Genomic DNA, 20,420 nt, shown 5'->3' on the forward strand with positions numbered 1-20,420 from the left:
ACGTCACCGGCGCCGACCCCCGAGGGGACCGGCGCCGGTGGTCAGCGTGTGGCTGAGATCAGAGCGGGCGGATGTTCGCGGCCTGCGGGCCCTTCTGGCCCTGGGTCACCTCGAACTCAACCCGCTGGTTCTCGTCCAGGCTGCGGTAGCCGGAAGTCTGGATGGCGGAGAAGTGGGCGAAGACGTCGGCACCGCCGTCGTCCGGGGTGATGAACCCGAAGCCCTTGTCCGCGTTAAACCACTTCACTACGCCGGTAACCATGCTCGTCTCCTCGACGGTCGATCGTTCCCGTCCATTATGGCCAGGAACGAGGTAGTAAGACCCGCACTTCGCGGGACTCGTGTCGCCGTACTGATCGCCCGTACCGGAGAAACCCGGGTTACGACAAAGAGCGCCTGGGGCAGACTCCCCACAGGCGCTCCTAGGTACTTGGGAACCAAACTGACAACGCGATGGAGCCTAGCACGACGAAGGGAGCGCACCGGTGATCGGCGTGCAAGTAGCACAGGAGCTCAGGGAAGCCGGTCTGATCTGGAAGCCGGGGCCGGGTGACCGCTTCGCGATCCCCGACCGTGACCTGGACGAAGACGTGTTTGTACTGAGCAACATGACCATTGAGGTGTACTCGTTGCCGGAGGGCCGGGTGATCGGTTTCAACGGCACCACGGAGTGGGCGATGGACGACGTGGAGCTGGACGAGGCACTGTGGTTGCCCCGCGAGGACCAGCTTCGGGAGCTGCTCGGCGGGACGCTGCGGGCCCTGCGCCGCACGGACCGCGGCTGGGATGTGGACATCACCCTGCTGGGTGAGGATCGGACGTTCACCGCGTCGACGCCGGAGGAGGCCTACGCGGCCGCCCTGCTGCACCTGCTGGCCGCCGCCACGACCTGATCCATCGTTCAGCCGGCCTGCTCAGGCACCTCTTCGATCAACGCGGCCAGGCCCTCCGCGTCCAGCAGGTCGACCGGCCGGACCGTCACCCCGTCGCGGACGTAGTGGAAGCCGGCCCGGACCCGCGACACCGGCACCCCGGCCAGGGCGGCCCAGGCGATCCGGTACGCCGCGAGCTGCACCGCCGCGGCCGCAGCATCCGCGGCAGTGGGCCGGCGACCGGTCTTCCAGTCGATGACGTCGAACCGGTCGCCCGGGTCGGCGAAAACCGCGTCCATCCGCCCCCGCACCACCACCCCGGCGACCGTGGTCGCGAACGGCACCTCGACCTCGACCGGGGTGCGCTCGGCCCACTCCCCGGCCAGGAACGCCTCCTGCAACGCGGTCAGCTCCTCATCGGCGGCCGCGTCGTCGTCGGCCGCGCCGGGCAGCTCGTCCACGTCGAGCAGGCGGGCCGAGCCGAACCGCTGCTCCAGCCAGGCGTGGAAGGCGGTGCCCCGCCGGGCGTAGGGGGTGGGGCGTTGTGGCAACGGGCGTCGCAGGGACCGCGCCAGGGCCTGCGGGTCGCGGCGCAGGACAACGAGCTGGGAGACCGAGATGTGTGGCGGCAGGGCGACTTCGAGCGGGCCGTCGTGGCGGGCCCGCTCGTCGCGTTCGGCGAGCAGGATCCTGGCCTCCCGCCGCCAGCGGGCGATGTCCGGATCGTCCGCGGCGGCATCCGCCTCCGAGGCGCCTTCGCCACCGGCCGGTTCGGTTTGCGCTCCTGGCCGAGGGCTCGCCGGCGAGGCGCCGCCACCGGCCTTCGGCGGGGCGCTGCTGGCAGCGCTCGGCGAGCTGCCTTCCTCCCTGCCCGGCGCGGCCTCCGCCGGGGCCTCGCTGACGGCCTTCGGCGGGGTGTTGCTGGCGGCCTCCGGCAGAGCGCCGGCGGCCGGAAGGCCGATGAGGTCGGCGGCCAGGCCGGCTCGTGCGGCGATCTCCGGATCGCCCTCGGCGAGCTCCACGAAGGCCTCGGCCGCCGCCGGGTCCGGGCTCACCATCATCCGGCGGATCAGATCCGCCGCCGCTGCCATCGCCGGCCGCCGGGCCCCCAGCGGATCCGACGGCCACTCCGCGGTGGCCACCAGCTCAGCGCTCGGGTTGGTCGCGTCGGCCGCCGGCTCCGGGGTCCACTCCTCGACCACGCCGGCACCGTCGAGGCAGGTCGCCCGGACCTCCTGGAGGAAGACGGACGGACCGCGCGGCTTCTTCACACCGTCGCCCCACCAGTAGCCGGAGCAGAGCAGCAGCCGCCGGGGCCGGGTCACCGCCACGTACGCCAGCCGGCGCTCCTCCCGCTCGTCGTGCTCACGCCAAGCCTTGCTGAACGTCGTCAGCGCCCCGGCCACGTCCTTCTGATCCGCCGCCGCGGAGAGGTCCAGCGCCGGCAGGCCGTCGGCATCGCCCCGCAGCGGGAACGGCAGCACCCCGATGCCCATCAGGAAGTGGTCCGAGCCCCGGGTCATCCCCGGCCACACCCCCTTGGTCAGGCCCGCGACCGCCACCACGTCCCACTCCAGGCCCTTGGCCGCGTGCGCGGTCAGGATCTGCACCGCGCCCTCGACCACGTCGACCTGGCCGGGGGTGAGGCCGCGTTCCTCCTCCTCGGCCGCTGCGAGGAAGGCCAGGAAGCCCGCGAGCGTGCCGCCGTCCGTGTCCCCCGCATACCGGGCCGCCACGTCACCGAGGGCGTCCAGGTGGCCGCGGGCCAGGCCCGCGTCGCCGGCGCCCCAGCCGCGGACGGCCACCTCGACGTCGAGGCCGATGGTGCGTTCGATGTCGGCGACCAGGTCCGGCAGCGGCTGGTCCAGGCGGTGCCGCAACTCGGCCATTTCCCTGCTGTACGCCCGCAGCCGCGCATATCCCTCCTGCGAGTACTGCTGGGGTGCGCCGAGGTCCGCCATCGCCTCGACCAGGGTGGCGTCGTCGAGCCGGTCCGCGACGATGTCCTCGGGCTCGTCGCCGGTCGTCGCGGACACCCGGGCAGCGGCGATGGCCCGGGCGCGGCGATGCAACGCCACCAGGTCACGCGGGCCGATCCGCCAGCGGGCCCCGGTCAGCAGGCGCAACAGTGCGGCGCCGTCCGTCGGGTCGGCGAGCACCCGCAGCGTGCAGACGACGTCGCGTACCTCCGGAGTGTCGAGCAGGCCGCCCAGGCCGACCACCTCGACCGGCAGGCCCCGGGCGCGCAGCGCCTCCTCGATCGCGGCGATCTGGCTGCGGACCCGGACCAGCACCGCGCTGGTCGGGCGTTTCTCCAGCGGGATGTCACCGGGCAGGGCGTCCGGCAGCCGGGCCGCGGCCCGCCAGGCGGCCAGCATGGAGTCGGCGATCCAGGCGGCCTCCTCCGCGTACGTGGGCAGCAGTGCACACGCGACCGTGCGCCCACCCACCCGGTCGGCCACCCGCTGCGCCGGGATCAGCTCGGCGACCCGGGCGCCGGCGGCCCGCAGCGGCCGGGACAACGCGTTCGCGACCTGGAGGATCTCGGGGCGGTTGCGCCAGCTGCGGGTCAGGTTGAGCACCCACGCCTCGCGCCCGCCCGGGCCAGTGAACTCGGTGGGGAACCGGTCCAGCGTGCCGGCCGAGGCGCCCCGCCAGCCGTAGATCGACTGGCACGGGTCGCCCACCGCGGTGACCGGGTGACCGCCGCCGAAGAGGGCGTTGAGCAGCACCACCTGGGCGTGGCTGGTGTCCTGGTACTCGTCCAGCAGCACGATCTTGAACCGGCCGCGCTCGATCGCCCCGACCTCGGGATGATCCCGCGCGACCCGGGCCGCGCGGGCCATCTGGTCGCCGAAGTCCATCGCCTCGATGTCGAGTTTGCGCTGGTCGTAGAGGCGTACCAGGGGCAGCAGGGTGAGCCGGTGCCGCTGGCGCAGCAGCATGTCGTTGACGTCCTTGTAGACCCGGCCGGGCAGCGACTGCACCTCGGCGAAGAACCGCCCGGTCCACGCGGCGAGATCATCGGGCGTGACCAGATGCTCGGCCAGCTCGCCGGAGAGCGCCAGCACGTCATCGGTGACGGTGCCGGGCGCGCGGTTCAGCCCGGTCATCTCCCCCGTGTACGACCGCACCAGCGAGTCCACGATCTGCCAGCGGGCCGCCTCGGTGAGCAGCCGGGCCGACGGCTCGTACCCGGCGCGCAGGCCGTGCTCGGTGACCACGCGGGCGGCGTACGAGTGGTAGGTCGAGACGGTCGGCTCGCCGGCCAGGGCATCCTGCTGGCCGAGGCGCCGGACCAGCTGCCCGAGCCGGGTCCGGACGCGGTGCGCCAGCTCACCGGCGGCCTTGCGGGTGAAGGTGAGGCCGAGGATCTCGTCCGGGTGGGCGTACCCGTTGGCGACCAGCCAGACCACCCGCGACGCCATCGTCTCGGTCTTGCCGGAACCGGCGCCGGCGACGACCAGGACCGGCTCGACCGGCGCCGCGATGATCGCGGCCTGCTCCGGGGTCGGCGCATGCAGCCGCAAGAGTTTCGCCAGCTCGACGGGGGTGTAACGCGGCCCGGAATCAGCCCGGCGGCGCGGCCGGGCGGGGAGGTCGGTGAAGAGGCTGGGCTGGGTCACGGCTCGACGACCTGCCGGCCCTGACCGGAGATGGGACAACTGGTCTTGACTGGGCAGACCCGGCACTTGTTGTTGGCGACGGCCGAGAAGGTGGAGGCGGCCATGGTGTCGGCGGTGCGCCGGACCATCGCGTACGCCCAGTTCGGATCGGTGGCCTCGGCCAGCGGCAGCTGCATCTGCTCGCGGGCCTCCTTGGTCGGGCCGAGCTGCACCAGGGCGGCCCCGCCGCTCTCATCACCGAACTCGTCGAAAGCGCCCGCGTCGACGGCGGCCTGATAGCCCGCGAGCTGAGCATGCTCCTCGACATCACCGGTGGTGACGGTGGTGCTCTTGCCGGTCTTGAGGTCGATGACGACCAGCCGGCCCTGCTCGTCCACCTCCAGCCGGTCGACCCGCCCGGTGAGCTGAATCGGCCGGCTCGGATCGTCCAGCCGCACGGTGAACTCATGCTCGATGGCGAGCAGCCGGCGCGGATTCTTGGCCAGCCAGCGCAGCAGCTTGTCCACCATGCCCTGGGCGCGTTCCTGCTCGGGGCCGGCCAGCCAGCGGGCGGCCAGCTCGATCGCGTCGAACCGGGCCGAGACGTACTCGACCAGCCGCTCCCGGTCGGCGTTGGCGTCCTCGGCCAGCATCGCGGCGGCGTGCACCAAATTGCCGACACCCTGGGCGGGACCGGCCGGGGCAGCGCCGCCGTGGCGTTCCAGCAGCCAGCGCAGGCTGCAGCGCAGGGCGCTCTCCATCGAGGACGGGGTGACCTTGACCGGTTCGCCTTCGTCGACCAGCGGCCGGTCGTCGGAGAGCGAGCGGAGACCCCACCACTCGTCGGGATGGGCGCCGGGGACGCCGGCGGCGGCGAGGCGGGCCAGCTCGGCCGCGGCGGCATGCCGCCGGGCCGGGGAGGCGTCGGGGGCTACGACAGCGGTACGGAGCTCAGCGACGAGCGCGGAGAGGGTGAGGGCGCGGGGCGGGCGGCCTACCGGGACCTCGACGTCGTGCTCGTCGACTACGGGCTCGGCGCTTTCCGTCGGCGTCCCGTCCTCGCCGGGATCGTCCGGGCCAGGATCGTCCAGGTTTCCACCGCCACGGCCGCTCCCGTCCGGGCCGACGTCAACCGGGCCGGGTTCATCCGGGCCTGGGTCGTCCGGGCCGGGGTCTTCGGGGCCTGGGTCGTCTGGGTCGGTGGGGCCGGGGTCCGGGGGCTGCTCGGGGTCGGGGCCGCTGCGGCGGTCCGGCAGGGCCAGTTCGGCCAGGAAGCGGCTCGGTTGTTCCTCGCCGTCCGAACCGCCGACGCTGGCCGAGGCCACCGCCGTCACGATCAGTTGCCGCCGGGCCCGGGTGGCGGCCACGTAGAACAGGCGGCGTTCCTCGTCGAGCAGTGCGGAGGTCTGGCCGACGACGGCTGCCGCGCCCGCGGCGGCGCGGCCGGCCAGGAAGTCCACCAGTCGTTCCGAGCCGAGCAGGCTTCCGCGGAGCCGCAGGTCGGGCCAGATGCCTTCCTGGACGCCGGCCAGTACGACCACGTCCCACTCCAGGCCCTTGGCCGCGTGGGCGGTGAGCAGCCGGACCGCCTCGCCGCGGTCGGCGCTCGGGGCGATCGAGTCGGCGGGCAGGTCCTGGCCGAGGACGTGGTCCAGGAAGACCTCGGTGCGCGCGCCAGGCAGCCGGTCGACGAACCGGGCCGCCGCGTCGAAGAGGACCACGATCGCGTCCAGGTCACGGTCGGCTGCTTCCGCGCGCCACTGCCGAGCCCGGCCGCCCTCGCCGCCGGGCTCCACCGGGGCGCCGCGGGTGCTGAGGGCGTACCAGCGTTCGGCGAGGCCGCTCGCTCGCCAGACCGCCCACAGCACCTGCTCGGCGGTGGCGCCCGGAGCGGCGGCGGCCTCCCGGGCGACGGCGATCAGCCGGGCCACGGTCTGCGCGGGCACGGCCCAGCGGCGTTCCACGACGTCCAGTCCGGCCTGGTCGCGCAGCGCGTCGACCAGCAGCTCACCGGACGGCCGGCGGTCACCGGCAGCGAGAGCCAGGGCGCGCAGACCCTGCCGCAACCGGCGTTCGGCGAGCGGATCGGCGCCACCGAGCGGCGAGTGCAGCAGCGCGACGGCCGCTTCCTCGTCGAGGACGTCCGGCTCGAGCGCACAGCGCAGGAGCAGCAGGAACGGCGCCACGGCGGGCTGGAGGTGCAGCGGGAGATCTTCGGAATGGGTCACGGTCGGCACGCCGGAGGCGGCGAGGGCGCGCTGGACGGACGGCAGCTGCAAGGTCGTCGAACGCAGCACTACGGCCATCCGGGACCAGGGCACACCGTGCAGAAGGTGCGCCTCCCGCAGCGCATGGGCAACGTAGGCGGTCTCGCTGGTCGGCGACCGGAACGTCCGCACGACAGCACCCTCGACGAGCCGCCCGGCGCCGGACTCCTCCGGACCGTCGTCGCTGCTCGGCTGCTGCTCACTCGCCGCATCGGCGACGCCGGCCGAGCCCTCGGCCGAGGATCCGCTGGAGGCGCCCGCGTCGGCCGATCCGACTCCGACTGCGCCCGGGCCAGTCGCCTCGCTCGCCGCAGCAGATCCGGTGCTGGCCGGCGTCTCACCCGACGCTGGGTCAAGCTCCCCCGAAGCGGGCGCGGCAGGGGGCGGCGGGTGCAGGAAGCGATGGCGCGACGCACCCCGCATACGCCGCGAGACCCGGGCCGTCGCCGCCAGCACAGCCGACTCGGCCCGGTAACTCGTGTGCAGCGTGATGACCTCGGCCAACGCCCCCGAAGCAGTGCGGAAGCGCTGCGGGAACGAGCTCACCGCCTCCGGGTCCGCGCCGCGGAAGCCGTACACGGACGAGTCCGGGTCGCCGAACGCCACCAGCGGGGTGCCGCCGCCCGCGACCAGGGACAGCAGCTCTATCTGGGCCGGGTCGGTGTCGGCCAGCTCGTCCACGTACACGTACGCCAGGCGGCGGCGTTCCGCGGCCAGCAGTTGCGGGTCGTCGGCCAGCAGGCCGGATGCCGCCCGGACCAGCTCCGCCGGATCGTAGGCCGTCGAGCCGCGGGTGGTCGCGTCGCGCAGGGCCAGCACCGCGACGTACTCCCGGATGAACCGGGCTGCTGCCGGCCAGTCGTCGCGGCCGAGGCGTTCACCCAGGCGGGCGAGCTCGATCGGGCCGACACCGCGCTCGGCCGCGCGTTGCATCAGGTCGCGGAGCTGCTGGGCGAAGGCACGGGTGGGCAGCGCCGGGCGTAGCGAGTCGGGCCAGCGGACCGTGTCCTCGGCGTCGGCCTCGCCGACCACGGCGAGCAGCTCGCGGATGATCAGGTCCTGCTCGGGGCCGGTGAGGAGGCGTGGTGACGGTTCTCCGCGGTCGGCGGCGGCGCGGCGGAGCAGACCGAAGGCGTACGCGTGGAATGTGCGTACCAGTGGCTCGTGATAGGTCGGTCCCGCGATGCGGGCCTCGATCCGGTCCCGGAGCGCGCCCGCGCCGCGGCGGCCGAAGGTCAGCACCAGGATGCGTTCCGGGTCCACGCCCTCGGCGATGCGGGCCGCGACCGCCTCGACCAGCACCGTTGTCTTGCCGGTGCCGGGGCCGCCGACCACCAGCAGCGGGCCGTCGGTGTGGCGGACGACATACCGCTGCAGCGGGTCGTCGCGCAGCGTGTCCGCCGGGGTGGCGGCCCGGCGGACGAGCCGGTACGCCGGCCGGCGCACCGCCGCGGGGGTCGAGGTCACGGCACCAATGAGACCACGCGGGTACGACGGAATCCCCTCAGGGCTGACCCATCGACGCCCGGAACCGGACCGGCATCGGCACCCGGCGCACCTCGGGCTCGGTCCGGCCGGCCGCGTCCAGCAGTGTCTCCACCGCCTGCCAGCCCAGCTGGTAGTGCGGCAGCGAGATGCTGGTCAGTTGGGGACGCAGCCAGGCGGCCAGGTCGGAGTCGTCGAAGGAGAGCACCGAGACGTCGCCGGGGATGCTCAGGCCGGCCTCGCGCAGCGCCTGGTACGCACCCAGCGCCACCCGGTCGTTGAGGCAGATCAGCACCTTTGGCGGCGGTTTCCCGGCCAGCGCCGCGCTGACTGCCTCGTACGCGGAGTCCGGCCACCATTCGCAGTCGATGGTCCCGGCCAGCTTGATGCCGGCCGCGCCGAAGCCCTCGCGGATGCCGGCCAGGCGCTCGCGGGCGGCGAAGACGTGGTGGGCCAGGTTGCCGACCAGGTGGATGCCCTCGCGGTGACCGGCCTCGATGACCACCTTGGCGGCGCTCCAGCCGGCCCCGACCTCGTCCGGGATGATCGAGTGGTGCGCCGGTTTCGCGGCCCGGGTCAGGCAGTTGAGCAGCACCACCGGCCGGCCCTTGAGCAGCTTGGGCACGCGTACGTAGCGGGTGAACATGCTCGCGTACACGAAGGCGTCGACCTGCCGGTCCAGGAAGTCGGAGATCAGCTTCTCCTCGATCACGGACTCGCCCTCGGTCTCGCCGATGAACAGCAGGTGGCCGTGGGCGACGGCGGCGGCGAGGGCGCCGTGGATGGCCCGGCCGGCGTACGGGTCGGAGGCGAGCGTGTCGGAGACCAGCGCGATGGTCTTGGTGACCTTGGTGCGCAGGCTGCGGGCCATCAGGTTGGGCCGGTAGTCCAGCTCCTGGGCCGCCCGGAGCACTCGTTGCCGGGCGTCCTCGGAGATGCGCATGTCCACGTGGCGTCCGGCGAGGACGAACGACGCCGTACTGCGGGACACGCCGGCCCGTTGTGCGACCTGCAGCAGGGTCGCCCGTTGCGGCGGCATGACCGAAGTCTTCCACGCGCCGGCCAACTGACGGCCGCCGATGCGCGCCTTTGGCGAAATCGGGACCCTTGACGGGCGGCGGACGGAGGAGCAACGTCACGCTAAACCCATCTAGCAGCTGGTTCCACCCGGAGCCCCCTGCCGGACCGGCAGCCCGTGTCGCACCGGTCCGGCAGGGCCGGGACACCGGACCTGCCTCGGCAGCATCGAAGCCGCCGCGCGGTCCCGGGGCGATGCGCGGGCGCCGCGCGCGAGCGGCGTGCCTCGGCGTGCCCCCGAGTCGCCCGGCGGGCTGCCGAGGTCCTGGTCACGCCGGGGCGGGTCTTCCTGCCCCGGCGTGACGTCTCCCCGGGATCCGTCGGTCACGACCGGGTGGCGGCCTCGACCGTGTCCAGCGCAGCTTCGATCGAGCTCACCACGGTCACCTGGGCCAGGGCCGGGCGGCGGACGAACTCCGTGTCGGCCAGGCCGGACAGCCAGCTCCACAGGCCGTCGTAGAAGCCCGTCGGGTCGAGCAGGACGATCGGTTTGCGGTGCAGGTCGAGGGTCGCGGTCGTCCAGACCTCGAAGAGCTCGTCCAGCGTGCCCAGGCCACCGGGCAGGGTGATGAACGCGTCCGAGCGTTCGATCATGATGTTCTTGCGGGCGCCCATGTCCGTGGTGACGACGAGCTCGTCCGACCGGGTGTCCGCGACCTCCAGGTCGACCAGCGTCTGCGGGATCACGCCCAGCGTGTGGGCTCCCCCGGCCCGGGCACCGTCGGCGACCGCGCCCATCATGCCGACGCAGCCACCGCCGGAGACCAGGCTGTGGCCGCGGGGGCCGAGGGACTTGCCGAGCTGGGTCGCGAGGTCGAGCCACTGCTGGTCGAGGGTGCTGGACGACGCGCAGAACACGCAGATCGCCGCCACGTCACCTGGTCCCGTTCTCGGCCAGTGCGGCGTCGGCGTCCACGATGAACTGCACGGCCTCCTCCACGTCGTCGGTCAGGATGAGCAGGTCCATGTCCTCCGGGCTGACCTTGCCGTCGACGAGCAGCCGGCCCTTGATCCAGTCGAGCAGGCCACCCCAGTACTCCGTACCGATCAGGATCACCGGGAAGCGGGTGACCTTCTTGGTCTGCACCAGGGTGATCGCCTCGAACAGCTCGTCGAGCGTGCCGAAGCCGCCGGGTAGCACGACGAACGCCTGCGCGTACTTGACAAACATCGTCTTGCGCACGAAGAAGTACCGGAAATCGATGCCGATGTCGACCCAGTCGTTGAGACCCTGCTCGAACGGCAGCTCGATGCCCAGCCCGACCGACATGCCACCGGCCTCGGTCGCGCCGCGGTTCGCCGCCTCCATCACGCCCGGCCCGCCGCCGGTGATCACCGCGTAACCGGCCTCGGCCAGGGCCGCGCCCAGGTCCGCGGCCAGCTCACACTCGGGGCTGTCCGGGGTGCTGCGGGCCGAGCCGAAGACACTCACCGCCGGCGGCAGGTCGGCGAGGGTGTCGAAGCCCTCGACGAACTCCGACAGAATGCGCAGCGCCCGCCACGCGTCCTTGGTCTTCCACTCACCGCGATGGTGCGAGTCGAGCAGTTTCTCGTCGGCGGTGCTCAAGGGCATCGATTCACGCCGGAGCGTGACGGCGCCGCGATGACGCTCCGGGGGTACGCGCCTGCGACCGTTGGTGCTGTCCGTCATGGCAACCACGGTAGTGCGGACGGTCCGTAACCGGTGAATAACCGGTTGGGTTTCGGCAAGAGGATTGCGACGAGGCGGCCTTTTTGCCAGATTGAAGCAACGGACGGTAGCTCTGGAGCGTCTGTACAGTTACCGAACCCCGCACGGCGCAGGCACGGCGCCCGGCTGACCGCCGGGCATCTGGGCAGAGGAGCCACCGTGATGACCCGTTACGAGCGTATGAAGATGCAGCGCCGCATGCAGCGGCGCATCCGGCTGGTGGTCGAGGAACGCCGGATGGCTCTCGCCCTTCCCCCGCCGGGGGCGGACCCGGCCTTCGACCCGGAGACCACCGTGGAGATACCCCGGCCCGCTGCCGACCCGGCCTGACCCCTACTCGTACGCGGTGAGCCATCGGTGCAGCGTGGCGGCACCATCGCGGATCTTGCCGATCTCGACATGCTCGTCCGGCGCATGGGCGAGCGCCGGGTCACCGGGCCCGTAGTTCAGCGCCGGGATGCCCAGCGCCGCGAACCGCGAAACGTCGGTCCAGCCCAGCTTCGCGGCCGGCTCGGCACCGACGGCGGTGAGGAACTCCCGCGCCGGCGCCGCACCGAGCCCCGGCAGCGCCCCCGGCGCCGAGTCGGTCACCTCGATGTCGAAATCCGCGAAGACCTCGTGCACGTGATCGAGCGCCTGCTTCTCGGAACGGTCCGGGGCGAAGCGCAGATTGACCTCGACCTCACACTCGTCCGGGACCACGTTGCCGGCCACGCCGCCGGCGATCCGTACGGCGTTCAGCCCCTCACGGTATGTGCACCCATCGATGGTCACCGTGCGCGGCCGGTAGTCGTCGAGCCGGCGCAGCACCTCCCCGGCCGCGTGGATCGCGTTCACTCCGCGCCACGCCCGCGCGGTGTGCGCCCGCCGACCGTGGGTGCGGATCTGCGCCCGCAACGTGCCCTGGCAGCCCGCCTCGACCACGCCGTACGTGGGCTCCAGCAGCACCGCGAAGTCGGCTCGCAGCCACTCCGGATGCTCCTGCGAGACCAGGTGCAGGCCGTTGAACTGCGACTCGATCTCCTCCGCCTCGTAGAAGAGGTAGGTGACGTCGTAGCCGGGCTCGGGCAGGGTCGCCGCCAGGTGCAGGGCCAGGGCCACGCCGGACTTCATGTCGGAGGTGCCGCAGCCGTAGATCAGGTCGTCGACCACGGTGGACGGGAAGTTGCCGTTGATCGGCACGGTGTCCAGGTGGCCGGCGAGGATGACGCGCTGCTCGCGGCCCAGCCCGGTGCGGGCCATGACCGTGTTGCCGTACCGCTCGGTGTGCAGGTGCGGCGACTGCCGCAGGACGTCCTCGACGCAGTCGGCGATGACCTTCTCGTCGCGGGAGACGGACTCGATGTCGACCAGCGTGCGGGTGAGCACGACGGGGTCGACGAGCACGTCAGGGGTAAGCGGGTTCGCCATGAGCGGCACATTACCGCCCGGACATGAAGCCGTACGCCGATGCGCGGAGCGAGACCGGACGCACACGGGCGGTGTTTTCCCACTAGGCTTTCGGGTCCGGAACCTGGGGAGGCGCACGGACGATGCAGGTCGACACGACACAGCTACGGGCAGCCGCGACGAAGCTGCGGGACGAGGTGGCCGAGCACCTGCGCCGGGCCGGGATCCAGGCCGGCGGACCCGAACGGGACTTCCGGGTCGCCGGGGCCTTCGACACGTACACGACAGCGGGCCCGTACCGGTCGGCGATCGCCGCCTGGGAGAAGGAGATGGAGGTTCTCGCCGAGGCAGCCCGGCAGCTGGCCGACGCTCTCGACGCGGCCGCCGCCGACTACGACGCGTCGGACGCCCGCGGCGCCGGCCGGCTGGCCGGCAGCCGATGAGCGACGAGCTGGACCGGCTGCAGGACCTGCAGGACGACATCCACGACGCGCACGGCGTGTGGGGCGCGAACGAGCTGGCGGACGCCTGCGCGGCCGCCGCGGCCGTGCCGACCTTCGGCGGGGACGCGGACGCGCTGCGCCTGATCTCGGACGACTGCCGGACGGTGGCGCAGTCGGTGGAGAAGGCCCTGGACGCGGCCGACGTGCTGCGCGAGCAGGGCATCAGCGACGTATGGGCCGGCGACACCCACGTCACCGCGAACGACGCGCTGCGGGCGCTCGCCGACGACATGTTCCGCGCGCTGACGGCGTTCCGGCAGATCAGCGACCAGGTACGGCAGCACGCCGACCTGGTCCAGCAGGAGCCCGGCGACCGCGGCAACGCGGCCTCGCTGGCCGAGATCGCCACCACGGTCGGCGCGATGAGCTGGGGCCCGGTGCCCAACCTCGAGTACGAGGGCGAGATCATGCGCGACCAGCACGCGCAGGCGATCGCGCACATCGACGGCCGGGTCGACAAGCACATCTCGATGCGCAACGCCGCGGAGGACTTCGCCACGGCCATGCACGAGATCGAGACGCAGGCCCGCACCGGCCGGCTCAGCGACTCGCCGCTGTCGGCGGTCGACGAGGTGGTGATCGCGGGCGCCGGCTGGACCCGGACCATGGTGCCGCTGACGCCGGTGCTGACCCCGGCGATGGACCAGCGGGCGGCCGAGGCGCTGGCGGGGCTGAACGATGAGGACCGGGAACGGATGACCGGGCTGCTGGCGACGGCTTACTCGCCGGAGCATCGGGCTTACCTGCTGAAGACGTTGGCGGCGGGGTATTCGGTGGCTGAGGTGGCGGGGTTCGACCAGTTGATCGCCGGGCACGGTGGCGATCCGGGGTGGCTGCGGGAGCATCTGAGTCCGCTGTCCCTGGACGTCGAGAACCCGATGCCCGGCACGCAGTCCAACCGCTTCGGTGCGGCGGAATGGCAGCAAGGTCCGCTGCCGACCTGCGTCGCCTCATCGACGGTGACGGCCCGGGCGCAGGTCGACCCGCTCTACGCCCTGCAGCTCACCACCGGCGGTCATCCCGGCGACCCGCAGTTCGACAATCCCGCCGCGTTCGCGGACCGGCTGCGCGACGAGCAGGTCCAGGTCTACGACGACGGCCGCGGCTGGTGGCAGGAGACGTTCCACAGCGCGGGTATGACCGACGAGCAGTCCGAGACGATCGCCAACGAGGAGATCGCACCGCGCACGGGCACCCGCTACGACGACGTGCAGACCCGGGACGCCGAGTCGCGGGCGAGCGTGCTGCCGCAGATCGAGCGCGCGGTGGACGAGGGCCGGCCGGTCCCGCTGTCGGTCGATGAGGGACCGGAGGGCCACCAGCTGCTGGTCATCGGGCATTCGGGCAACCAGCTGCAGATTTACAACCCCTGGGGCTACACCTACTGGATCACCGAGCGGGAGTTCACCGACGGTCACGTCGATGCCATCGACCCGGAGATCCCGCGCGAGCCGACCTCCGTGCGCCTGCCCGCGGCGGCCGGCCGATGAGCCGCGCCGGGTTGCGCACCGATGACGACCTGCTGACCGTCGACGTCGCCGAGGTGGTGGCCGCGGCCCTGCGCACGGCCGATCCGGCCCGGCAGCTGTTGATCGGCGCCGCCGTTCCGGCCGCCGTGCAGGTCGCTCGGGCGGGCGGGCAACCGGCGTCCGTCCAGTTCCTGGCCGAGGTCGTGCGGCGCGGTGGCATCGCCTTCGCCGCGGGTCTGCCCGAGCCGATGCCGACGCCGGAGCAGACCGAGGTGGTCCGTCCCTGGCTGGTGGTCGCGCACGGCGACGATCAGCTCTTCGCCGGCTGGCTCGACGCCGTTGCGGCGATCATCGAGGCCCGGCTCAGCCGACCGTGACTGTCCAGGTCACCTCGCGGGAGAGGCTCCGCGAGTCATCGTCGCGACAGCCTTGGAAGCAGTTGGCCAGCGTCACCCGCACCGTGCCGGGCGCCTCGGCGGTGTAGATGAAGTAGCGGGTGCCGGCGCCGCCGCCTGCTTCTGGACCGAAGACGCGGTCCCAGACGCTGCTCATGACCTTGCGGTCCTCGACGGCGGCCACGACGCCGTCCGGCGTGACGGTCGCCGACCACGCGTCGCCGACGGAGGCGCCGCGGTCCGGGACCGCCAGGGAGAAGCGGTCGCCCTCGTCGACCTCGACGGTCAGGTCTGCCTCGGTGATCTTGGTGCCGAAGGTCGCGCGCTCGTGCAGGGCCAGGCCGCCCCAGACCGCGGCGGCCAGCAGGATCGCTACGGCGAGCGACCACGACAACACCCTTCTCACCGGCCGGACCCTACTGAACCGGCGCCACGGGCGCTGCCCCCTCCTAGTAGGGTTCGCTGCGTGAGTACCGCGATTTCGACCTCGCCTGCCTGGGGCATCGGCCTCGCCACCGTCACCGCCGAGGGTCAGGTGCTCGACACCTGGTTCCCGAGCGGTTTCCTCGGTCTCGGCACCGTTCCCGAGCAGGAGCCCACGCTGCCCGCCGGTCTCACCGGGCCCAAGGCGCTGGCCGGGCTGGCCACGGTCGAGGTGCGGGTGGAGGTCGGTTCGCTGGCCGACCCGATCAAGGACGCCTCGGACGCGTACCTGCGGTTGCACCTGTTGTCGCACCGGCTGGTGCGGCCGAACGAGCAGAATCTCGACGGCATCTTCGGCATGCTGGCCAACGTCGCCTGGACGTCGGCCGGGCCGTGCCCGCCGGACCGGGTGGACGAGCTGCGCTTCATCGAGCGCGCCGCCGGCCGGCACCTCGCCGTCTACGGGGTCGACAAGTTCCCGCGGATGACCGACTACGTGACGCCTTCCGGGGTGCGGATCGCCGACGCCGACCGGGTACGGCTCGGCGCGCATCTGGCCAGCGGCACCACCGTCATGCACGAGGGCTTCTGCAACTTCAACGCCGGCACGCTCGGCACCTCGATGGTCGAGGGCCGCATCGTGCAGGGTGTGGTCGTCGGTGACAGTTCCGACGTCGGTGCCGGCTCCTCGATCATGGGGACGCTCTCCGGCGGCGGCAAGGACAAGGTGTCCATCGGTGAGCGCAGCCTGCTCGGGGCCAACGCCGGCATCGGCATCTCGCTCGGTGACGACTGTGTGGTCGAGGCCGGTTGTTACATCACCGCGGGGTCGAAGCTGACGCTGCCGGACGGCCGGGTGGTCAAGGCGCGCGAGCTGTCGGGCGTCAACGGCCTGCTCTTCTGGCGCAACTCGGTGACCGGCGCCCTGGAGGCCCGGCCGCGCAAGGGTACGGGCATCGAGCTCAACGCCGCCCTGCACGCCAACGACTAACGCAGCGCCCCGGCCGCGACGGCCTTGACCGCACTGGTCAGGGCCGTCAGTACCGTCGACTCCATCCGCCAGTACTGCCAGTAGAGCGGGATGTCCAGGTGCCGGCCCGGCGCCAGGTCCACACCGCGGCCCGCCGCGATGTCCTCGCGGGCCGTCTGCTCCGGCAGCATGCCCCAGCCCAGACCCAGCCGGATCGCCTCGACGAAGGCCTGCGACGCCGGGATGTAGGTGATCGGCGGTTCCAGGTCGCCGCGGCCCAGCGCCTCCAGGAAGCGGTGCTGGAGGCGATCCTTGCGGTTGAAGACGAGCATCGGCGTGGTGGCGAAACCGGTGAAGTGGCCCGGGGCGGCCACCGCCAGGTAGCGCATCGCGCCGAGCTTCTCCACGCGGCAACCCTGGACGGCCACGTGTTGTGCGGTCACCGCGGCCATCGCCGTACCCGCGCGCAGCAGCTCCGCGGTGTGGTCCTGGTCGTCCTGGTGCAGTTCGAAGCTCAGCGCCGGCTCGGCCGGCAGCGCGGCCAGCGCGGGCAGGAACCAGGTGTGCAGCGAGTCGGCGTTGACCACCACCGAGATCCGGGTCCGGCCGTCGCCGCCGGGCACGCCCCGGGCCGCCGCCAGGGCCTCGCGTTCGAGCAGCGCGATCTGACCGGCCAGCCGGACCAGCGCCTGTCCCGCCTCGGTGGCTTCGCAGGGTTTGGCCCGACGGACCAGGACCTGCCCGACGTCCTGCTCGAGGGCCTTGATCCGCTGGCTCACCGCGGACGGGGTGACGTGCAGCGTACGGGCGGCGGCCTCGAAGCTGCCGCCCTCGATCACCGCCTGGAACGTCGCCAGCTGCACCGCGTCCACGTACAGATTTCCTAATCTTCGTGAAGAATCTTTAGCTGGAGTACATCACGCATCCGTCCTAGCGTCGATGGTGTGCTCACCTCCACCGTCGCCGGCTTTGCTGCCTCGCTCGTGCTCATCGTCGCCATCGGCGCCCAGAACGCGTTTGTCCTGCGCCAGGGTCTGCGCCGTGAGCACGTACTCCCGGTGGTTCTGATCTGTGCCGTCTCGGACCTGATGTTGATCGCGGCCGGAATCGCCGGGCTCGGCGCGGTGGTGACCGCGCGGCCGACGGCCGTGACCGTCATCCGCTGGGCCGGGGCCGCGTTCCTGTTCACCTACGCCGTACTGGCCGCGAAGCGGGCATGGCGGCCCGGCACGCTGAAGCCGACCGACCAGGTCCCCGCCACCCTGCGCGCGACCCTGCTGACCTGCCTGGCTCTGACCTACCTCAACCCGCACGTGTACCTCGACACCGTGCTGCTGCTCGGGTCGGTGGCCCAGCAGCACCCGCACCGGTGGCTGTTCGGGATCGGGGCGGCGGTGGCGAGCGGGGTGTGGTTCTCCGCGCTGGGCCTGGGTGCGCACCGGCTGGCCCCGGTGCTGTCCCGGCCGGCAGCCTGGCGGGTGCTGGACGGCCTGATCGCCGTGGTGATGGCCGGCGTGGCCACCACCCTGCTTGTTTAGTCATCAATCGAACCATTTGCATGTATTCGGTATACACGGGGCATGCGAAGACTCCTCGTATCGGCGGCGCTGGCCGCGGCACTACTGGTGAGCGGGGCGGGGCAGGCCTGGGCCGCGCCACCCGCTCCGGCAGCCGACGACGGCTGGTCCGTGACCGACGGTCAGCTGACCTGGCGGTCCGGTGAGCGGATCCCGATGGGCGACGCGGCGGTCGAGTTCTACGCCGGTGACCGGCTGCTGGGGCGGCCGCGCGCGGCGGCCGACGACCGTACCTTCCGGTTGCCGCTGGAGCACGCCAAGGACCTGCGTGACCTCCAGGTACGCGCGGGTGGCAAGCGGCTCGACGTCGACGCCCCGGCCCCGGCGCGCAAGCGGGCGGCCGCGGTGCCGACAACCCCGGCGCTGCCCGCGAACAAGGTCGATCCCGGCGTCAAGGGGCCGTACCGGACTGTCACCGGCGAGTACTCGCTGGCCGGGGTCAAGCTGCCGGACTTCCCGGAGCCCGTGGAGATGCAGGGCGTCGTGGTCGCCCCGCAGGGAGCGCCCGGCAACCGCCCGCTCGCGTTGTTCCTGCACGGGCGGCACTACACCTGCTTCAAGGGCGCCGACGAGGAAGCGCTGACCGGCGACTGGCCGTGCGGCGCGGGCACCGAGCCGGTGCCCAGCCACCGCGGCTACCTCCAGGCCCAGCAACTGCTGGCCTCACAGGGCTACGTCACGGTCTCGATCTCGGCCAACGGCATCAACGGCCAGGACTTCGCCGCCGCCGACGGCGGCGCCCAGGCCCGCTCGTCGCTGGTCCGCCAGCACCTCGCCCGCTGGGCCGACTGGGCCGGCGCCGGACGGGCGAACGCCCCCGCCGTCGTGAAGTCCGCGCCGCGGGCCGACCTGTCCAAGGTGTTCCTGATGGGTCACTCCCGGGGCGGCGAGGGCGTCAGCCGCGCCGCGATGGACAGCCTGACCCCGCCGCCGGCAGCCGCCGACGGTTACCACGGCAAGGTCCGCTGGACGATCCGCGGCCTGCTGCTCATCGGCCCGACGATCTTCGGCCAGAACCCGGTGCCGGACGTGCCGTCCGCGACGATCCTGCCCGGCTGCGACGGCGACGTCTCCGACCTGCAGGGACAGATCTTCGTCGACGCCACCCGCGGCGTGAGCCGGGGCAAGGCACTGCACAGCTCCCTGTACGCGATCGGCGCCAACCACAACTTCTTCAACACCGAGTGGACACCGGGACAGTCGCAGGCACCGTCCTTCGACGACTTCTTCACCGGGGACGAGCCCGATCCGGTGTGCTCGCCCGGCACCGCGACGCGGCTCACGGCCCAGCAGGAGCAGACGGTCGGTGCGACGTACATCGCGGCTGCCGCGCGGCTCTTCGTCGGCGGCGATGACCGGGTCCGGCCGCTGCTCGACGGCACCGGCGTACGCGCCCCGTCGGCCGGCCCCGCCCGGGTGCTCAGTCACGCCATCGGCGCCGGACGCACGGCGGCGCTGATCCCCGACGAGTCCGTCAAGGTCACCGGCGGCCGGCTCTGCGAGCAGGTCACCGACGACGCCACCAAGGCGTGCCTGACCACGGAGAGCTGGTTCAGCCCATCGCCGCACTTCGTGCCGTTCGGCTTCGCCCGTGAGCCGGGCCGCTACGCCGTCGACCTGAAGTGGTCCGCCCCGGGTAGGGCGGTCACGCTGCGGCCGAGCCGGCCGGTCAGCGTCTCCGGCGCCCGTGAGCTGGCCCTGCGGCTCGTGGTGCCGCCCAACACGACCGGCAACCGGTTCGGCGTGGCCGTCACCGACACCGCCGGCCGCCGCACCGCCCTCGGTGAGGTACGCCTCGACGGCCTGCCCGGCAGCCAGAACACGACCTCGTACTGGGGTCAGGAGGTCCGGGTGCCGCTCAAGCACGTCCGCGGCAAGGTGGCCAAGCTGGAGCTGATTCCGCGCAGTGCCACCGGCGAGGCCTGGCTGATCGACGCGTGGGGCTGGCGGCCGGGCACTCCGGCGGCGCGGCCCGTCGCCCTGCCCCGCATCGACATCGGCGAGCTGAACGTCGTCGAGGGCGACTCGGGCAGCCGCACGTACGAGGTGCCGGTCAAGGTGACCGGGCGCGGCAACGGTCAGGTGCAGCTGTTCCTGACCGACTCGGCCACGTACGAGACGAAGTCCTGGCTGGCCACCGTCCGGCCCGGCAGCAGCACGATCCGGGTGCCGGTCAAGATCGCCGGGGACACGCTCTTCGGCACCGGCGAGGCCTCCACCCTCAACGCCAAGGCCGTCCGCGGCACGGTGATCGGCGACTACCAGGGCGCGGTCATCGCCGCCAACGACGACCCCGCCCCGAAGATCACCGTCGAGCCGGTCGCCGACCGGGTCGCCGAGGGCGGAACGCTCACCTGGCGGATCCGGCTCTCCACCATCGCCGAGACCCCGATCTGGGTCGAGGCCGACATCGAGCCGCCGGCCACCGGGACCGAGCTGTCCAGCACGGACGTCGACCCGACCTGGTTCACCGACAACTCGGGCGAGGACCCGCTGCCGTCCCGGCCGCTGTCGGAGACCTATGTGATGCCGTGGACCGGGGTGCAGGCCGGTGAGCTGACCGCCGACCTGACCATCCCGACCGTCACGGACTCCGCGGACGAGCCGGACGAGGTGGTGCAGCTGCACCCGACGGTGTTCGGCTGGGAAGAGGAAGCGCCCGAGCTGGGCACGGTGACCGGAACAGTCACCGACTGAC

17 protein-coding genes are annotated in these 20,420 nt (G+C 72.5%); 8 read left to right on the top strand and 9 right to left on the bottom strand.

Annotation, left to right across the window (positions count from 1 at the left end; translation table 11 throughout):
- Positions 1 to 58: 58 nt before the first annotated feature.
- Positions 59 to 262, bottom strand: coding sequence for a transcription antiterminator/RNA stability regulator CspE (gene cspE / locus ACQP2Y_RS42000; protein ID WP_015625344.1), 204 nt, complete (start codon positions 260 to 262; stop codon positions 59 to 61).
- 346 nt (positions 263 to 608) lie between these two features.
- On the opposite strand from cspE, the gene ACQP2Y_RS42005 reads away from it, so the two are divergent.
- On the top strand, positions 609 to 893 hold the full coding sequence (locus ACQP2Y_RS42005; RefSeq protein WP_433721886.1) for a hypothetical protein: 285 nt from the start codon (positions 609 to 611) through the stop codon (positions 891 to 893).
- 8 nt (positions 894 to 901) lie between these two features.
- Here ACQP2Y_RS42005 and ACQP2Y_RS42010 read toward each other — a convergent pair whose 3' ends face one another.
- The 5 genes from ACQP2Y_RS42010 to ACQP2Y_RS42030 all read right to left on the bottom strand — a co-directional run bounded on the left by ACQP2Y_RS42010 (position 902) and on the right by ACQP2Y_RS42030 (position 10,957).
- Positions 902 to 4,498 (bottom strand): ATP-dependent helicase, encoded by a 3,597-nt coding sequence (locus tag ACQP2Y_RS42010; RefSeq protein WP_433721887.1) that lies wholly within the window; start codon positions 4,496 to 4,498, stop codon positions 902 to 904.
- Positions 4,495 to 8,211 carry an ATP-dependent helicase gene (locus ACQP2Y_RS42015; protein WP_433721888.1) on the bottom strand — a complete coding sequence of 1,239 codons (3,717 nt, stop codon included), beginning with the start codon at positions 8,209 to 8,211 and terminating at the stop codon, positions 4,495 to 4,497. Before ACQP2Y_RS42015 ends, ACQP2Y_RS42010 begins: the two co-directional genes overlap by 4 nt.
- A gap of 37 nt (positions 8,212 to 8,248) precedes the next feature.
- Complete coding sequence (locus tag ACQP2Y_RS42020; RefSeq protein WP_433721889.1) at positions 8,249 to 9,268, bottom strand: LacI family DNA-binding transcriptional regulator; 1,020 nt, start codon at positions 9,266 to 9,268, stop codon at positions 8,249 to 8,251.
- A gap of 362 nt (positions 9,269 to 9,630) precedes the next feature.
- A complete protein-coding gene (locus ACQP2Y_RS42025) occupies positions 9,631 to 10,179 on the bottom strand; it encodes a TIGR00730 family Rossman fold protein (RefSeq protein WP_433721890.1) in 549 nt (182 codons plus the stop codon).
- A gap of 1 nt (position 10,180) precedes the next feature.
- The gene (locus ACQP2Y_RS42030) at positions 10,181 to 10,957 is read right to left on the bottom strand and encodes a TIGR00730 family Rossman fold protein (RefSeq protein WP_433721891.1); all 777 of its coding nucleotides are present in this window, start codon (positions 10,955 to 10,957) and stop codon (positions 10,181 to 10,183) included.
- A 201-nt stretch (positions 10,958 to 11,158) separates the two neighbouring features.
- Between ACQP2Y_RS42030 and ACQP2Y_RS42035 the strand changes: the two genes are divergently transcribed.
- Complete coding sequence (locus ACQP2Y_RS42035; RefSeq protein ID WP_212991198.1) at positions 11,159 to 11,326, top strand: hypothetical protein; 168 nt, start codon at positions 11,159 to 11,161, stop codon at positions 11,324 to 11,326.
- Between the two features lie 3 nt (positions 11,327 to 11,329).
- Here the strand turns inward: ACQP2Y_RS42035 and dapE are convergent, their stop codons facing one another.
- The gene (gene dapE / locus ACQP2Y_RS42040; protein ID WP_433721892.1) at positions 11,330 to 12,406 is read right to left on the bottom strand and encodes a succinyl-diaminopimelate desuccinylase; all 1,077 of its coding nucleotides are present in this window, start codon (positions 12,404 to 12,406) and stop codon (positions 11,330 to 11,332) included.
- A 122-nt stretch (positions 12,407 to 12,528) separates the two neighbouring features.
- Between dapE and ACQP2Y_RS42045 the strand changes: the two genes are divergently transcribed.
- Genes ACQP2Y_RS42045 through ACQP2Y_RS42055 form a run of 3 tightly spaced genes read left to right on the top strand, consistent with a single transcriptional unit; the run spans position 12,529 to position 14,734 of the window.
- Entirely contained in the window at positions 12,529 to 12,828 is a 300-nt protein-coding gene (locus ACQP2Y_RS42045; protein ID WP_433721893.1) for a type VII secretion target, read from the top strand.
- Positions 12,825 to 14,378 carry a hypothetical protein gene (locus ACQP2Y_RS42050; RefSeq protein ID WP_433721894.1) on the top strand — a complete coding sequence of 518 codons (1,554 nt, stop codon included), beginning with the start codon at positions 12,825 to 12,827 and terminating at the stop codon, positions 14,376 to 14,378. Before ACQP2Y_RS42045 ends, ACQP2Y_RS42050 begins: the two co-directional genes overlap by 4 nt.
- On the top strand, positions 14,375 to 14,734 hold the full coding sequence (locus ACQP2Y_RS42055) for a hypothetical protein (protein ID WP_433721895.1): 360 nt from the start codon (positions 14,375 to 14,377) through the stop codon (positions 14,732 to 14,734). Before ACQP2Y_RS42050 ends, ACQP2Y_RS42055 begins: the two co-directional genes overlap by 4 nt.
- On the opposite strand, the gene ACQP2Y_RS42060 is transcribed toward ACQP2Y_RS42055, so the two are convergent.
- Positions 14,721 to 15,158, bottom strand: a complete 438-nt coding sequence (locus ACQP2Y_RS42060) for a hypothetical protein (RefSeq protein ID WP_433721896.1) — start codon at positions 15,156 to 15,158, stop codon at positions 14,721 to 14,723. The two genes, ACQP2Y_RS42055 and ACQP2Y_RS42060, sit on opposite strands and share 14 nt — an antisense overlap.
- Before the next feature lie 60 nt (positions 15,159 to 15,218).
- On the opposite strand from ACQP2Y_RS42060, the gene dapD reads away from it, so the two are divergent.
- Positions 15,219 to 16,166, top strand: a complete 948-nt coding sequence (dapD, locus tag ACQP2Y_RS42065; protein ID WP_433721897.1) for a 2,3,4,5-tetrahydropyridine-2,6-dicarboxylate N-succinyltransferase — start codon at positions 15,219 to 15,221, stop codon at positions 16,164 to 16,166.
- Here dapD and ACQP2Y_RS42070 read toward each other — a convergent pair.
- Positions 16,163 to 17,017, bottom strand: coding sequence for a LysR family transcriptional regulator ArgP (locus ACQP2Y_RS42070; protein ID WP_433721898.1), 855 nt, complete (start codon positions 17,015 to 17,017; stop codon positions 16,163 to 16,165). The genes dapD and ACQP2Y_RS42070 overlap by 4 nt on opposite strands.
- 72 nt (positions 17,018 to 17,089) lie before the next feature.
- Between ACQP2Y_RS42070 and ACQP2Y_RS42075 the strand changes: the two genes are divergently transcribed.
- Both ACQP2Y_RS42075 and ACQP2Y_RS42080 read left to right on the top strand, forming a co-directional pair.
- Positions 17,090 to 17,683: a LysE/ArgO family amino acid transporter gene (locus tag ACQP2Y_RS42075; protein WP_433721899.1), complete on the top strand. Its 594-nt coding sequence runs from the start codon at positions 17,090 to 17,092 to the stop codon at positions 17,681 to 17,683.
- Positions 17,684 to 17,725: 42 nt separating this feature from the next.
- A complete protein-coding gene (locus ACQP2Y_RS42080; RefSeq protein ID WP_433721900.1) occupies positions 17,726 to 20,419 on the top strand; it encodes an alpha/beta hydrolase family protein in 2,694 nt (897 codons plus the stop codon).
- Position 20,420 lies beyond the last annotated feature (1 nt).

The sequence above is a fragment of the Actinoplanes sp. CA-051413 genome, from assembly GCF_050955795.1.
GTDB lineage: Bacteria > Actinomycetota > Actinomycetes > Mycobacteriales > Micromonosporaceae > Actinoplanes.

What these genes read in the sequence shown, in the direction of transcription:
- ACQP2Y_RS42050 (WP_433721894.1), top strand. Translation starts at nt 12,825, where the DNA reads ATGAGCGACGAGCTGGACCGGCTGCAGGACCTGCAGGACGACATCCAC.
- ACQP2Y_RS42080 (WP_433721900.1), top strand. Translation starts at nt 17,726, where the DNA reads ATGCGAAGACTCCTCGTATCGGCGGCGCTGGCCGCGGCACTACTGGTG.
- cspE (WP_015625344.1), bottom strand. Translation starts at nt 262, where the DNA reads ATGGTTACCGGCGTAGTGAAGTGGTTTAACGCGGACAAGGGCTTCGGG.
- ACQP2Y_RS42045 (WP_433721893.1), top strand. Translation starts at nt 12,529, where the DNA reads ATGCAGGTCGACACGACACAGCTACGGGCAGCCGCGACGAAGCTGCGG.
- dapE (WP_433721892.1), bottom strand. Translation starts at nt 12,406, where the DNA reads ATGGCGAACCCGCTTACCCCTGACGTGCTCGTCGACCCCGTCGTGCTC.
- ACQP2Y_RS42055 (WP_433721895.1), top strand. Translation starts at nt 14,375, where the DNA reads ATGAGCCGCGCCGGGTTGCGCACCGATGACGACCTGCTGACCGTCGAC.
- ACQP2Y_RS42005 (WP_433721886.1), top strand. Translation starts at nt 609, where the DNA reads ATGACCATTGAGGTGTACTCGTTGCCGGAGGGCCGGGTGATCGGTTTC.
- ACQP2Y_RS42030 (WP_433721891.1), bottom strand. Translation starts at nt 10,957, where the DNA reads ATGACGGACAGCACCAACGGTCGCAGGCGCGTACCCCCGGAGCGTCAT.
- ACQP2Y_RS42035 (WP_212991198.1), top strand. Translation starts at nt 11,159, where the DNA reads ATGACCCGTTACGAGCGTATGAAGATGCAGCGCCGCATGCAGCGGCGC.
- ACQP2Y_RS42020 (WP_433721889.1), bottom strand. Translation starts at nt 9,268, where the DNA reads ATGCCGCCGCAACGGGCGACCCTGCTGCAGGTCGCACAACGGGCCGGC.